We start from the raw sequence: 14296 nt of genomic DNA, 5'->3' as shown, positions 1-14296 counted from the left end.
TACGCCTTGAATTCACCGAAAAACTTCGTGATCGCAGCCGTCAAAGACGTCTTGCCGTGGTCAACGTGACCGATCGTGCCGATGTTGACGTGAGGCTTATTGCGCTCAAACTTGCTCTTTGCCATTGAATGCTTCCTGTGAACATAGAGGTGGACCCGGAACCGGGTTTGGTGCAGCCGTTTAAGGCTTTCCACTAGAATGCGCAAGACATAATTACGGCGCGCCGGAGTACAAGGGCGCGGGCGCAGAATCGCTGCCGAAATGCCGAGAAATCAAAGCAAAATGCCCGATTTACGGATACTCATGCAAAAATGTCTTCAAGCGTGAAATGGAGCGGGTAGCGGGAATCGAACCCGCGTATTCAGCTTGGAAGGCTGCTGCTCTACCATTGAGCTATACCCGCGGTATGTTTGGTTCCGATCCGGTGACAGAATGGTGGAGGGAGTTGGATTTGAACCAACGTAGGCTGAGCCAACGGATTTACAGTCCGTCCCCTTTAACCACTCGGGCATCCCTCCAGTATTCCGTCTGGATCATGAGACCAAGTTCGTCAGACCCGGTAGCGTGTCGCCCCGTCGTCTGTGGCGGCTATATGACCGCCTCGTTTCCGTCTGTCAACACGACCTTATTGAAAAAATGACGAAAAAATTACGTTGTCCACCGAGCCCCCTGTGGAAAGGCTTTGCCGGACAGATGCGCGCCTATATAAAGCGGCATGAGCACAAAAGACCCCAAAGACAAATCCCCCCGCGACACCCATTACGCGACGCTGCGCCGTGCAGTGCGCGACCAGAAGCGCGAGAGCGGCGAAATCCCGACGCCGCAGCAACAGAGACGCCCGAAGTCCAACAAGGACTGGAAACCACCGCAGCTGCAGCAGGATCAGGTTTTCCTTTATGGCTTGCATACGGTGCGGGCAGCGCTCGACAATCCCGAACGCAAGCTGATCAAGCTTACCGTCACCCAGAACGCCTTCGTCCGTCTGGATATCGGTGATTCTACCGCCCAGCCCTTCCCTGTGGAATTCGTATCGCCTCAGGATATCGACAAGGTGCTCGGCCCCGAGGCGATCCATCAGGGCGTGATGCTGGAGACACGGCCGCTGCCGGTTCGCCGGCTCGATGCGCTTAAAGAGAGCCCTCTCCTTCTCGTGCTCGACCAGGTGACCGATCCGCACAATGTCGGCGCGATCATGCGCTCTGCCGTGGCATTCGGTGCCGGCGCAGTCATCACCACCCAGAGACATAGCCCGACGGAATCCGGTGTGCTTGCCAAATCCGCATCAGGCGCGCTCGAACTGATCCCCTACATCCAGATCACCAATCTCGCCGACGCGCTGAACGAGCTGCACAAGCTCGGTTTTTCGACGATCGGCCTTGATTCGGAAGGACCGGCACCGCTGGAAGAAACGCTTTCCGGCGACAAGGTCGCCCTGGTGCTCGGATCCGAAGGCAAGGGCATTCGGCAGAAGACGCGGGAAACGGTTTCTGCACTTGCTCGCCTGGACATGCCCGGCGCGATCAAATCGCTCAATGTCTCCAACGCTGCGGCAATCGCGCTTTATGCAACGCGTCTGCATCTGACGAAGGCATAGCCGCCTGCACTGAAACATTAGGCAGCACTGATAAATCCATCCTCGCGCAAGCCTTCCGTGATCACTTCCTAATATTAAGTTGGGGAGATGCGCATGGAAACAGGAGCATGGAAAAATCCCGTCGTGATCGAGATGTATGGCCGACCGGGAACGGTGATCGTCACCGGCACGCTCGATGCGGCGCTGATGCTGATCGGCGCCTGGCCGACAAAACGGACGGAAACTCACATCGCGGCGGTCTTATGCTGCCGCGATGTGTTGGTGGGCCAGGCTGATGCGGCGCTTGCCCGCGTCAACTTCATCGAAGCAGCGCTCGAAGCCGGTTATCGGATCGAACCGGAGACCTTTCTGGGCGATCGATGGGATTTCACTCCGCCGCCCGAGGCGAATACTCGCCCCGCACTCGGGCTGGCCGAGATGATACGAAAGCGCGCAACGGCCACCGTCGACAGGCATGCCAACGCGGTACCGAACGAAACTCATCAACCGGAACTCGTCGCGGTCGCCACCAGACAACCGTCAATTTCAGCGGAGGAAAGCCAACGTCTCCGTCTCAGGGATCTCGTGGCGCGGCTTCTTCAGCTGCTCGGTCTAATTGGAATCGAAATCGGGCGATCGATCTTCATGCCACTCGGGTTTGGCATGGCACGACGCACGAATCGGCAGCCGCAGTAAACCCACCAGCGACTTCCGGCTGACCAGATGGGATAGTGACGCGGTCAGCAGCCGCAGGCAAATAGCCTGCCTGAAGACTCCCCTCGCACGCAAAATCGTGGCATGGGATGTGATCATGACGATCAGCCAACCAATATCTTCATCGTGGAAGTCGATAGCCGCTGTCTTTGAGAAGGCCGCGCTTGAAGCCGGCCGGCCGATTCTTGCCATCCACCGGGCAGGAGCGCACGCGCGCTACAAGGCCGACGCCTCGCCGGTGACCGAAGCGGACGAGCAGGCTGAGGCCGTCATTCTGTCGGAACTCCATAAAAGCTGCGTCGGCATTCCGATCGTTGCGGAAGAACAGGTTGCAGCGGGCCACATTCCGGATATTGCGAGCAAGGCCTTCATCCTCGTCGATCCGCTCGACGGAACGAAGGAATTCATCAACAGGCATCCCGACTTCACCGTCAACATCGCCCTGATCGAGAATGGCATTCCGGTTATCGGCTTCGTCTATGCGCCGGCGCTCGAGATCGCCTATGTGGGCCACCCAGAAGGCGCCGAAAAGCTTTGGGTCGATGAAGAGTTTCGCATCTCCCGGCGCGAACCAATGCGCGCCCGCACAACGCCCGTTCCGAGCATAGCCGTGGCGAGCCGCTCCCATCGTTGCGCCCAGACCGACGATTTTCTCAATCGCTGTGGCGCGAAGGAGATCAGAACCGTCGGTTCATCGCTGAAATTCTGCCTGATCGCCGAGGGCGTTGCCGATATTTATCCCCGCTTCGGCCGAACCATGGAATGGGACACGGCAGCAGGCGATGCGGTACTGCGAGCCGCCGGCGGCATCACGGTCGATCTTGCGGGACAGCCGCTGGTTTACGGCAAGACGGGGCGCGACGGATACGCGGATTTCGCCAACCCGGATTTCGTGGCGCGATGTGGCGGCGGCACTTAGGCTTCACAGCCAATGTATGGGCTGTGCGATCTACCAGCATTTAAGTAGAAAAGTGGTGCCCCCGACAAGGTTCGAACTCGTGACCCCCTGATTACAAATCAGGTGCTCTACCAACTGAGCTACAAGGGCATCCACTGGGTGCGGGAATTACCATATTTTATTCTGCTGTAAAGCGAAAACGTCGCAGCGGAACAGATTTGTCCAGTATCTTCAACCGTGAAGGACGGTTGGCGGGGGCCAGAGCGCTTGTCGGGCCGCTGTCTTTTCCTGTACCAATGCTGCGCCAGAGGCTGTTGATCCTCGGGTGATCGACAAATTCAGCCAACGCCATTGAGGGCGGCCCCAAGGGGCTTCATTCAGGGCGACGTTTCAAAGGTCCGCCTTTTCATGCCCATTCATTGCGAGACGTTATCCTTTATCGCGTCCCCGGCAGCCGAGGCGCAAGCGGCGCTGGAGGAACTCACCCGGCTTTACGGCAATCGGCCGGTCGGCGAGGCCGATGTCATCGTGGCACTCGGTGGCGACGGCTTCATGCTACAGACACTGCATGAAACGATCACGTCCGGGCCGCGCGTTTATGGTATGAACCGCGGATCGGTCGGCTTTCTGATGAACGATTATCGCGTGGAAAATCTTCCGGAGCGAATCTCAGTTGCAGTCGAGAACGAGTTTCATCCGCTGAAAATGACGACGACGGATACCGACGGCGCGATCTCCACTGCGCTTGCCATCAACGAAGTCTATCTGTTCCGCCAGTCCTATCAGGCAGCCAAGCTCAAGGTCGAGGTCGATAGCCGCGTCAGGCTCGACGAACTGATCTGCGACGGCGTGATGGTTGCCACACCTGCGGGGTCGACGGCCTATAATCTATCTGCCCACGGGCCGATCCTGCCGCTCGAGGCGCCGCTTCTGGCGATGACGCCGGTTTCGCCCTATCGGCCGCGGCGCTGGCGCGGCGCGCTTCTGCCCAATCATGTCTGCGTCGACATCAGCATTCTCGAGCCGGAGAAGCGGCCCGTCAACGCGGTTGCCGACAACGCCGAGGTCAAGTCGGTGCTGCATGTGCGCATCGCCCAGTCCACAGAGCTGACCGCACGCATTCTCTCCGATCCGGACCATTCCTGGTCCGACCGCATTCTGGCGGAGCAGTTCAGCAACTGAAACGGCATGATTCGTCTGGGCGTTCGCCGACGAGGCCACCTCGCCACAAGACAAACAAAAAAGCCGGACTTTCGCCCGGCTTTTTTCGTTTATGTGAAAGCGGATCAATCGACGTCGGCGACATCGACATCCGGCTTGCCGCTGATGCGGTGCGCGAGGGCCGCTTCCATGAATTCGTTCAGGTCGCCATCTAGCACGTCGTCCGGCGCCGTCGAGGAAACGCCGGTGCGCAAATCCTTGACCAACTGGTAGGGCTGCAGAACGTAGGAACGGATCTGGTGACCCCAGCCGATATCGCTCTTGGACGCGGCTTCGGCATTGGCTGCCTCTTCACGCTTCATCAATTCGGCTTCGTACATGCGGGCGCGCAGCATTTCCCAGGCCTTGGCGCGGTTCTTGTGCTGTGAGCGTTCCTGCTGGCAGGCGACCACGATGCCGGTCGGGATATGGGTGATACGCACGGCCGAGTCGGTCGTGTTGACGTGCTGGCCGCCAGCACCCGACGAACGATAGGTATCGATGCGGCAATCGCTTTCGTTGATCTCGATATTGATCGAGTCATCGACGACCGGATATACCCAGATCGACGAGAAGGACGTGTGCCGCCGCGCATTCGAATCGTAAGGAGAAATACGGACAAGGCGATGCACGCCCGATTCTGTCTTCATCCAGCCGAAAGCGTTGTGGCCCTTGACGAGGATCGTCGCGGACTTGATGCCGGCTTCTTCACCGTCATGCACTTCGAGAAGCTCGACCTTATAGCCAGAGCGTTCGGCCCAGCGCGTATACATGCGAAGCAGCATGTTCGCCCAGTCCTGGCTCTCGGTGCCGCCAGCGCCGGAATGCACTTCGACATAGGTGTCGTTGGCATCCGCCTCGCCGGAAAGCATGGCTTCCACCTGACGACGTGCAGCTTCGGTCTTCAACGCCTTCAAGGCAGCTTCGGCATCCTTGACGATGTCGTCGTCGCCTTCCTCTTCACCAAGCTCGATAAGCTCGATGTTGTCGGCAAGCTGCTGCTCCATCGCCCTGACACCACCGATGCTGTCATCGAGCTGTTGACGCTCGCGCATCAGCTTCTGAGCTTCCTGCGCATCGTTCCAGAGGGTCGGATCCTCTGCCTTGTTGTTCAACCAGTCCAGTCTTCTTACAGCCTGGTCCCAGTCAAAGATGCCTCCTCAGCAGGCTTATGGCCTGCTTGATTTCGTCGACAACATTCAGCATTTCCGCGCGCATGGCGTATTCTTCTCTCTCTGTGATCTCTGAGGGATTAAGATGCGGTGGGACATAGTTGCGCCGGGGCCGGATGTAAAGGCCGCCCCGGCCGCCGAGCGCTCAGACCAGGTCAGTAGAGACCCGAGGCACCGGAGGTGATGGCCTGCTGGGCCTGAGGCGACGAGTCCAGAATTTGCTCCTGGGTCATGTATTCGCCTTCGCCGATGACCTGGAAGACATCGGCCGGGCCGGTGCCAGGCTTGAAGGCTTCGACAATCGTATCGGGCTCGCCGTCAAAGGCCATCATGCCGGTCTTGCGGTTGACCGCGATGAACTTCATGCCATCCGGCACCTGGAATTTTTCGGCTGGCATGAGCTTTGCCGCCTGCTCCAAGAACGTTCCGAAGATCGGCGCGGCCAGGCCACCGCCGGTCGCACGGGCTCCAAGCGGAGCCGGCGTGTCGAAACCGAGATAAAGACCTGCAACGATGTTTGGCGTGAAGCCGACGAACCAGGTGTCCTTCGCATCGTTGGTGGTACCCGTCTTGCCGGCAACTGAACGATCCTTGACCGGAATCTTGCCGGCGGCGCTGCCGCGCTGAACGACACCTTCCATCATCGAGGTGATTTGATAGGCGGTCATCGGGTCGAGAACCTGCTCGCGATTGTCTACGAGGACCGGCTCTTCCTGATTTGCCCATCCTTTGGCATTGCAGGCTTCGCAGCCACGCTCCTCGTGGCGGAAAATCGTCTTGCCGTAACGATCCTGAATGCGGTCGATGACGGTCGGCTTGATCTGCTTGCCGCCATTCGCGATGACGGCATAGGCCGAGACCATGCGCATGACCGTCGTTTCACCGGAACCGAGCGCCATCGGCAGATAGGGTTGCATCTTGTCATAGATGCCGAAGCGTTCGGCATATTCGGCCACGAGATCCATGCCCATGTCCTGCGCGAGGCGCACGGTCATCTGGTTACGGGATTTTTCGATACCGGTACGCAGCGTTGCCGGCCCGGTGCCATCCTCTTCGCCGTAGTTGGACGGACGCCAGACCTGGTTGCCGGAAACGATTTCAATCGGCGCATCGAGGACGACGGATGCCGGCGTATAGCCGTTGTCGAGTGCCGCTGCATAGACAAATGGCTTGAAGGAGGAACCGGGCTGACGCATGGCCTGCGTGGCGCGGTTGAATTCCGACTGCGAATAGGAGAAGCCACCGACCATGGCCAGAACGCGGCCGGTATTCGGGTCCATGGCAACAAAACCGCCCTGAACCTTCGGAGGCTGGCGCAGGCGATAGGCGTTGCCGCCGGCTTTCAGCGGCTCGACATAGATCACATCGCCGGCCTTCAGCACGCCATCGGGGCCTTTTGCGGTCTTGCGCTCGTTGGCAGCATCCCGATAGGCCCATTTCATGTCTTCGGCGGCGATCGTACCGGTCTTGCGTTCCGGATCAGTCTTGTTGCCATTCTGGGATTCCAGACCGATTTCCACATCATGCGCGGAGGCACTGAGCACGACGGCGATCGTCCAATCGGGCACGTCGCGCAATTCCGGAACCTTGTTTTCGGAGAGAAGCTTGCCAAGCGACAAGGCCCAGTCCGGAGAGGTTTCAATCGAGGCAAGCGCCCCGTGGAAGCCGCGGCGCTCATCGTAATCGACGAGAGCGTTCTGCATCACGCGGCTGGCGATGACCTGTAGATCGGGATCGAGCGAGGTGCGTACCGAAAGCCCGCCTTCGTAAAGCGCCTTGTCGCCATAGCGCTCGATGAGCTGGCGGCGGACGGCTTCGGAGAAATATTCCGACGCCATAACGCTGCCTGAACCGCGGCGCGGCTTGACGCCGAGCGGCTGGGTCTTAGCTTCATCGGCATCAACCTGGGTGATGTAGCCGTTCTCGGCCATGCGATCGATAACCCAGTTGCGGCGCTCGAGTGCTGCCTGTTCGTGGCGGAACGGATGATAGTTGTTCGGCCCCTTGGGCAGGGCTGCGAGATAGGCGGCTTCCGCCGTCGTCAGCTCGGTCACAGATTTGTCGAAATAAGTGAGCGCTGCGCCGGCGATGCCATAGGCGTTCAGGCCGAAGAAAATTTCGTTGAGATAAAGCTCGAGGATCTTGTCCTTGGAATAGGCCTGTTCAATGCGGAAGGACAGGATCGCTTCCTTGATCTTACGGTCCATCGTCTGGTCGGCGGAAAGCAGGAAGTTCTTTGCCACCTGCTGGGTGATCGTCGAGGCGCCTTCGGGGCGACGGCCCGAGCCGATGTTCTGCAGGTTGTTCAACACCGCACGGGCAAGGCCGAAGGGATCGACGCCCGGATGGTTGTAGAAATTCTTGTCTTCAGCGGAAAGGAACGCCGCCTTGACGCGATCGGGAATGGCCTGGATCGGCAGGAACAGACGGCGTTCGCGCGCATATTCCGACATCAGCGCGCCGTTACCGGCATGAATGCGCGTCGCGACCGGCGGCTCGTAGGAGGCCAGCACTTCGTAGTCGGGCAAATCCTTGGTCATGCCAGTCAAATAGATGGCAGCAGCCGCGGCAACGCCCAAAAAGAGCACGCAGGCCATTCCAAAGAAATATCCAATCAGTCTGATCATATCTGAGCTACCGTTCAGCTTTCTCTCGGCGCGGAAAGCACCATCGCACGCCAACAGGCCTTTTGCACGACGTTTGCGTCAGTGCAAGGGAGACCGGATCAACTCCGCGAAACCGGAGACCGTACGAAATCTATTACCGCGACCTGCTCTTCGAATGTGAGGAAAGTAGGGCTTTTCACAGGTAATTCCGTATCTTCGCGATGCTTCAAGGTAATCGCTGGACCGATGTGGCATCGTAGCCACGTCGATTGCCCTGCCCTCACCCGCCATTGGCTACGGAACGGCGGCGGTAACGATCGACGGCATCGGCAACAAGTCTCGCCACCCTGGCTCTCCAGGCTTCATCGAGCAGAAGCTTCTCGTCCTCAGGGTTTGAGAGGAAACCCATTTCCAGAAGGACCGACGGAATGTCCGGCGCGCGCAGGACCTGGAAATTGGCCTGCCGGTGCGGATTGTTGATCAGACCGACCTGACCTTCGAATGATTTCACAACGTTATCGGCGAGCGCGACTGAGAATGCCTGGGTTTCGCGACGCGTTAGGTCGAGCAGGATATCGGCAACTTCCGGCGGGCCGCTCTCGATACTGAAACCGGCCAACTGGTCGGAAAGGTTTTCCCGGACAGCCAGATTTTCAGCCATACGGTCAGAAGCCTTGTCGGAAAGCGTATAGATGGTCGCGCCGCGAATGTCCTTCTGCGCCAAGGTGTCGGCATGGAGAGATATGAAAAGATCGGCGTGTTTCTGCCGGGCAATCGTGACGCGCTGCGACAGCGACAGGAAGGTGTCGTCCTCGCGGGTCAGGAAAGCCTTGACGCCCTCAACCTTGTTCAGACGCTCGGCAAGCAAACGAGCAAAATCCAGCGTCACCGTCTTTTCCGGCGTCTTCGTCGTCGCACCGCTCGCACCGGCATCGATCCCGCCATGCCCGGCGTCGACTGCAACGGTAAAGACCCCATCCTCGATGACCGGCCCGACATCCTGTGGCGGGACGGCAGCAGAGGTATTCCAGTCCTGCAACTTGAGAATTTCGGCAAACTGTTCCTTGCTGGTCATCTCGGCATCGAGCACCAGCCGAAAGCCCCTCTCCTCATTCTTCTGCACCTCGGCCATGACAAGCTTCACCGGACGATTGACGGTGAACACCATGCGGGCGCTGTCGCTGCCCATCGTGCCGTAACGAATATCCTTGAACAGACCGCGTGGAGCAAGATCTGCGGCGGGAAAGCCGAAGGCGGAAGCGGAGAGATCGACGATTATCCGCTCAGGGCTATCGACATAGTGAATGACGAATTCAGGTTTCTGTTCGAAATCGATGACGACGCGGGTACGGGCATCATCGCCGGCGACTCTTGCTGAAAATGCAAGTATGGGTTGCTGAGATGCATAAGAAGCGGTCGAGACGGGGAACAGAGCCAGAATTGCCAGAAGACCGATTCGGCTGGCGATTCGCAGTTTTTTCGCCGCAACAGGCATCAGGATCGCCTTGCCGATCATCAACACTTCATTCAATTTCAAGCCGTATCCCGCCTCTTTATCCTCCATGCAGCGCCTTTCCGCACATGAAAGGCCTGCATTTCAGGCATTTCTGTTACAAAGCCCCAGAATCGACGTTGCAACACCACTTTCGATAAGGCCGCTAAATCCATCCACAATATGGCGGATACGGCTTTTCCCTTGCTATTGTGACAGATAAACCATACAAAGCCAGTGAGGTTAGAGGGTTGACGGGATAGTCTGCCGATGGGCTTGCCAGCCTTAAAGGACTGGCGCCAAGTACCGGTAAACATCCGCCGTCGCAACTCTTGACCTTGCGTAACCGATCACTCCGGCTACGGCCGGAAAAATGCCGGGTGGCACGCCACCCACCGCTCGCACGGAGCACCCCATCGGACCCGCAAGGGTTCAGTTATCGTCATTCTCGCTTGGTCCTTAATGTTGCGGCAAATTTTTCAAGTCTCGGAAAGAAGGAAGAAGCCCACGGCTTCGCTGCCTCTCCGCTTGCCGTCTCGCCTTGACCCCGCGGGATCACCCTTATCCGGCGTCATGACCGTTGTGCATAACGAGCCTGTCCTCGCGGCAGGCTTTCGTGCATTTGTACGGCGGCGCCGAGGAGCAGAATTTCAATGGCAGACAAAATGCTTATCGACGCGTCTCACGAAGAGGAGACGCGCGTAGTCGTCGTACGCGGCAACCGCATCGAAGAATTCGATTTCGAATCGCAGCACAAGAAGCAGATCCGGGGCAATATTTACCTCGCCAAGGTAACGCGCGTCGAACCCTCGCTTCAGGCGGCCTTCGTCGATTACGGCGGTAACCGTCACGGCTTCCTGGCCTTTGCGGAAATCCACCCTGACTACTACCAGATCCCGCTCGCGGACCGTCAGGCCCTGATGCAGCAGGAAGCGGAAGACCAGCGCAAGATCGCCGAGGCAGACGCCGCCGATCCGGTGGTGGACCTAGCCAACGAGGAACAGCCAGATGTCGGCATTCCGGCGGCTGAAGCCCCTGTGGCTGCTGAAGCCGTAGAGGCCAAGGAAGCTCCGGTCGCCGAGGCTGCCGCTGAAGCCGAACCTGAAAAGAAGGCCAAGCCGAAGCGCACCCGTTCGCGCAAGAAGGCGGTGGAAGCCGCTCCGGAAGAAGCTGCGGCCACCGCAGAAGCTGCTGAAAGCGCACCTTCCGACGAAGCCGACGATTCGACGCCAGAAAGCATGGCGGCGATGATCGATACCGATTCGATTTCCGAAGATGTCGATGCCCGCCGTGGTCGTGACAGCGACGATGATGACGACGATGACGACAACCACGAAAAGGAAGTGATCGAATCCGTCGGCGCCGAAGACGCCATGGAAGAGGTTCCGGATCGCGTCGTGCGCAAGCCGCGCAAGCAGTACCGTATCCAGGAAGTCATCAAGCGCCGCCAGATTCTGCTCGTGCAGGTCGCCAAGGAAGAGCGCGGCAACAAGGGTGCGGCTCTCACCACCTATCTGTCGCTTGCCGGCCGTTATTCGGTTCTGATGCCGAACACTGCGCGTGGTGGCGGTATTTCCCGCAAGATCACCCAGCCGCAGGACCGCAAGCGCCTGAAGGAAATAGCCAAGGAGCTCGACGTGCCGCAGGGCATGGGCGTCATCCTGCGTACTGCCGGCGCCAACCGCACCCGCGTCGAGGTCAAGCGCGACTTCGAATACCTGATGCGCCTGTGGGAAAACGTCCGCACGCTGACGCTGCAGTCGACCGCGCCTTGCCTCGTTTATGAAGAAGGCTCGCTGATCAAGCGCTCTATCCGCGATCTCTACAACAAGGATATCAGCGAAATCGTCGTTTCCGGCGAAGAAGGCTATCGTGAAGCGAAAGACTTCATGAAGATGCTGATGCCGAGCCATGCCAAGGTGGTTCAGCCTTATCGCGACCTGCATCCGATCTTTGCCCGCTCCGGCATCGAGGCGCAGCTTGACCGCATGCTGCAACCTCAGGTGACGCTCAAGTCCGGTGGATACCTGATCATCAACCAGACGGAAGCGCTGGTGGCTGTCGACGTCAATTCCGGCCGCTCGACCCGCGAGCACTCGATCGAAGACACGGCACTGCAGACGAACCTCGAGGCCGCCGAAGAAGTTGCCCGCCAGCTTCGCCTGCGTGACCTTGCCGGCCTGATCGTCATCGACTTCATCGACATGGAAGAAAAGCGCAACAACCGCGCCGTCGAGAAGAAGCTGAAGGATTGCCTGAAGAACGACCGCGCCCGCATCCAGGTCGGCCGAATCTCACATTTCGGTCTTCTGGAAATGTCGCGTCAGCGTATCCGCGCTTCGGTTCTTGAATCGACAACGCAGATCTGCTCGCATTGCGGCGGAACCGGCCATGTCCGTTCGCAGTCTTCCGTTGCCCTGCACGTGCTGCGCGGCATCGAAGAATATCTGCTGAAGAACACCACGCACGACATCACCGTGCGCACCACTCCGGACATCGCGCTCTTCCTGCTGAACCACAAGCGCGGCACCGTGGTGGATTACGAAAACCGCTTCGGGGTCTCGATCTTCATCGAATCCGATGTCAGCATCGGCTCGACCCATTTTGCGATCGATCGCGGCGAAGCCGTCGAGAACCCGATCAAGATTGAAAGCCTGATGCAGTTTGCCGCCATCCCTGTCGAGGAAGACGATGATGTCGTCATCGACATGGAGGAGGACGAGGAAGAAAACGATATCGAGCCAGCCAAGGCTGTCAGCAAGCCGGAACGCGCCGAGGGCGACGACCAGAACGGCCGCAAGCGCAAGCGTCGTCGTCGTCGTCGTAACCGTAACGGCGAACGGAATGGCGATGCCCAGACACAGGGCAGCAATATCGACGAAATCTCCGAGGACGCCGAGGATGGTGACGACGAGAGCGAAGACGATGCCGCCGAAGTCTCCGCAACCTCCGAGGTTTCCGCAGATTCGGAGACGGACGAAAACGGCCGTCGCAAGCGCCGTCGCCGCGGCAAGCGTGGTGGTCGCCGTAACCGCAATGGCGAGGACGGTGTAGAAGCCGGCGCGGAAGATGATTCGGACAACGAAGGTGAAGAAACCCCTGTGGCCGAAGTTGCCGAAGTGGTCGAGGCTACGATTGAAGCCGTAGAACCTGCTCCGGCAGAAGCGATTGCGGAAGCTGCACCGGCTGAAGTTGCAGCAGAGGCAGAAGCTCCGGCAAAGCCGAAGCGTGCACGCCGTAGCAAGAAGGCCATCGAAGCCGAAGCTGCTGCCGCAGTTGCAGCCACAGAGGCGGCAGAGGTTGTTGCCGAAACTGTGGAAGCCGCTCCGACAGCCGAGATCAAGGTCGAAGAGCCTGCAACCGAGACCGCACCGGTCGAAGCAACGCCGGCAGCCGATGAAGACGCCAAGCCTGCCCGCGCGAACCGTGCCTCTAACATCTCGTCCTCTAGCGAGGCTGTGGTGAAAAGCTCTGAAGGCAATTCAACGCCGGAAGGTGACGCTGACCAAGCCAAGCCGAAAAAGGCCGGCTGGTGGCAACGCCGCGGATTCTTCTGATCCGCAACTGACTTGATGTAAAAAAATGGCCGCTTATGCGGCCATTTTTGTTTTTGGCTTTCCGGTCTCAACCGTTGGGGAATCGGTTTAGGAAACAGCCGCAAGCTCCTGTATGTGGTTGCCTATCGGAATCTCCGTGGTCCAGTTGCCTTACGGAGATTTGAAGCCTTGATCGTGCCGCGATGCACATTTCCTATTTCCCGGATGCGCCGGCTGGCTTAGCCTTGCGGCACAATTACGCCGGCGTCACGAGATTCGTGGCGCAAAGCTTCAAGAGGAATTTCATGACGCGCCTGTTCAAAACCTTCGCCGCAGGAGCGGCGATTGCCGCTTCTCTCGCTGCAGTACCGGCCGTTGCGCTCGACGACAGCCAGAAGAAGGAAATGGGTGCGTTCATCCGAGAATATCTGATCCAGAACCCCGAGGTCATGATCGAGGTCCAGAACGCATTGGAAGCGAAGCAGCAGGCGCAGCGGACGGATCAGTCGACTAAGGCGGTTGCCGCCAACAAGGACGAAATCTTCTCGTCTCCCAATGACATCGTGCTTGGAAACCCCAAGGGGGATGTGACGGTGGTCGAGTTCTTCGATTACAATTGCGGCTATTGCAAACGGGCCATGAGCGACATGGACGACATTCTTGCGAAGGACAAGAATATCCGTTTCGTGCTGAAGGAATTTCCGATCCTTGGCCCGGATTCCTTGGCGGCGCACAAGGTGGCCGATGCGGTGCGCATTCTCGCACCTGAAAAGTATCCGGAATTTCACCGCGAACTTCTCGTCGGCCAGGAGCATGCCTCCGAAGCAACGGCGATTTCCGTTGCGACCGAACTCGGCGTCGATGAGGCCAAGATTCGCAAGACGATGACCGACAAGCCAAATGACGACATCGTTCGGCAGGCCTATCAGCTGGCAAACGCGATCGGAATCACCGGCACGCCGAGCTATGTCGTGGGCGATGAAGCGGTGTTCGGCGCCGTCGGCCTGCAGCAGATCGAGGAAAAGGTCGGCAATGTCCGCTCTTGCGGCAAGGCAAGCTGCTGAGACCGGCCTGCTTTCCGACTATCTTTGACGAATTGCGAATC

The 14296-nt window shown here is 58.8% G+C and carries 10 protein-coding genes and 3 tRNA genes; 6 read left to right on the top strand and 7 right to left on the bottom strand.

The window, feature by feature from the left end; all coding sequences use genetic code 11:
* From ACI3K0_RS09950 to ACI3K0_RS09940, 3 genes are all read right to left on the bottom strand, one after another.
* Positions 1-125 (bottom strand): GTP-binding protein (locus ACI3K0_RS09950; RefSeq protein ID WP_262928001.1); only part of this gene is annotated, 125 nt, incomplete at its 3' end.
* 204 nt (positions 126-329) lie between these two features.
* Positions 330-403, bottom strand: a tRNA-Gly gene (locus ACI3K0_RS09945).
* 30 nt (positions 404-433) lie between these two features.
* Positions 434-518, bottom strand: a tRNA-Tyr gene (locus ACI3K0_RS09940).
* 197 nt (positions 519-715) lie between these two features.
* On the opposite strand from ACI3K0_RS09940, the gene rlmB reads away from it, so the two are divergent.
* The 3 genes from rlmB to cysQ all read left to right on the top strand — a co-directional run bounded on the left by rlmB (position 716) and on the right by cysQ (position 3206).
* Positions 716-1594: a 23S rRNA (guanosine(2251)-2'-O)-methyltransferase RlmB gene (rlmB, locus tag ACI3K0_RS09935; RefSeq protein ID WP_183826818.1), complete on the top strand. Its 879-nt coding sequence runs from the start codon at positions 716-718 to the stop codon at positions 1592-1594.
* 93 nt (positions 1595-1687) lie between these two features.
* Positions 1688-2269 carry a DUF982 domain-containing protein gene (locus ACI3K0_RS09930; RefSeq protein WP_183826821.1) on the top strand — a complete coding sequence of 194 codons (582 nt, stop codon included), beginning with the start codon at positions 1688-1690 and terminating at the stop codon, positions 2267-2269.
* Positions 2270-2384: 115 nt separating this feature from the next.
* Positions 2385-3206: a 3'(2'),5'-bisphosphate nucleotidase CysQ gene (cysQ, locus tag ACI3K0_RS09925; RefSeq protein WP_183826824.1), complete on the top strand. Its 822-nt coding sequence runs from the start codon at positions 2385-2387 to the stop codon at positions 3204-3206.
* Positions 3207-3259: 53 nt separating this feature from the next.
* Here the strand turns inward: cysQ and ACI3K0_RS09920 are convergent.
* A tRNA-Thr gene (locus ACI3K0_RS09920) sits at positions 3260-3335 on the bottom strand.
* 258 nt (positions 3336-3593) lie between these two features.
* Between ACI3K0_RS09920 and ACI3K0_RS09915 the strand changes: the two genes are divergently transcribed.
* Positions 3594-4367 carry an NAD kinase gene (locus ACI3K0_RS09915; RefSeq protein ID WP_183826827.1) on the top strand — a complete coding sequence of 258 codons (774 nt, stop codon included), beginning with the start codon at positions 3594-3596 and terminating at the stop codon, positions 4365-4367.
* 104 nt (positions 4368-4471) lie between these two features.
* Here the strand turns inward: ACI3K0_RS09915 and prfB are convergent.
* The 3 genes from prfB to ACI3K0_RS09900 form a co-directional block, all read right to left on the bottom strand.
* Positions 4472-5603, bottom strand: a protein-coding gene (gene prfB / locus ACI3K0_RS09910) for a peptide chain release factor 2 (protein WP_183826830.1) whose coding sequence is annotated in 2 segments (ribosomal slippage) — positions 4472-5533 and positions 5535-5603 — 1131 coding nt in all. Because the reading frame shifts where the segments join, the coding sequence is not laid out codon by codon here.
* Positions 5604-5712: 109 nt separating this feature from the next.
* The gene (locus ACI3K0_RS09905) at positions 5713-8184 is read right to left on the bottom strand and encodes a penicillin-binding protein 1A (RefSeq protein WP_183826833.1); all 2472 of its coding nucleotides are present in this window, start codon (positions 8182-8184) and stop codon (positions 5713-5715) included.
* Positions 8185-8443: 259 nt separating this feature from the next.
* Positions 8444-9679, bottom strand: coding sequence for an N-acetylmuramoyl-L-alanine amidase (locus tag ACI3K0_RS09900; RefSeq protein ID WP_183827478.1), 1236 nt, complete (start codon positions 9677-9679; stop codon positions 8444-8446).
* Between the two features lie 629 nt (positions 9680-10308).
* Here ACI3K0_RS09900 and ACI3K0_RS09895 point away from each other — a divergent pair.
* Positions 10309-13212: a ribonuclease E/G gene (locus tag ACI3K0_RS09895; protein WP_183826836.1), complete on the top strand. Its 2904-nt coding sequence runs from the start codon at positions 10309-10311 to the stop codon at positions 13210-13212.
* A 284-nt stretch (positions 13213-13496) separates the two neighbouring features.
* Positions 13497-14255 carry a DsbA family protein gene (locus ACI3K0_RS09890; protein WP_183826839.1) on the top strand — a complete coding sequence of 253 codons (759 nt, stop codon included), beginning with the start codon at positions 13497-13499 and terminating at the stop codon, positions 14253-14255.
* Positions 14256-14296: the final 41 nt, after the last annotated feature.

Origin of the sequence: Rhizobium sp. ZW T2_16, assembly GCF_044987325.1 — a bacterium.
In the GTDB taxonomy this organism is placed as follows: Bacteria; Pseudomonadota; Alphaproteobacteria; order Rhizobiales; family Rhizobiaceae; genus Neorhizobium; species Neorhizobium cellulosilyticum.
This window is presented reverse-complemented; position numbering and strand designations above follow the sequence as displayed.